This is a genomic window from Vibrio sp. 10N.222.52.B7 (genome assembly GCF_041474275.1).
GTDB classification, from domain to species: domain Bacteria; phylum Pseudomonadota; class Gammaproteobacteria; order Enterobacterales; family Vibrionaceae; genus Vibrio; species Vibrio crassostreae_C.
In genome coordinates this window covers 1-282 of the sequence record NZ_JBFRTU010000702.1, presented here as the reverse complement: position 1 = coordinate 282, position 282 = coordinate 1, and the positions used below count along the sequence as shown (strand labels likewise).

General features: G+C 38.3%; 1 protein-coding gene. It reads left to right on the top strand.

The features are described 5' to 3' along the window. The coding region (locus AB4512_RS24890) for a hypothetical protein (RefSeq protein WP_372176136.1) at positions 1–282 on the top strand (282 nt) is incomplete at both ends.

Below are 282 nucleotides of genomic sequence, written 5' to 3'. Positions count from 1 at the left end.
AATGAAGATGGAACATTCAATGTGCTTCAAGATGCTGCATTTACAGTTACAGCTTCGGTTGCTGATACTGACGGAAGTGAGTACCTAGATGAAGTTAGAATTTCCGGGTTACCAGATTCTGCAGAAATTATTGATAAAGATACTGGTAATGTTCTTGGTGGTTTCGTAACCGTTGGTGATGAATCTGTCTGGGTCATTGATATTGAAGGTGACACAACACAGCATATTAATTATGACAATCTTGCAGTAAGAGATAGTTCAGGTGAACAGTTAGATGTTGAT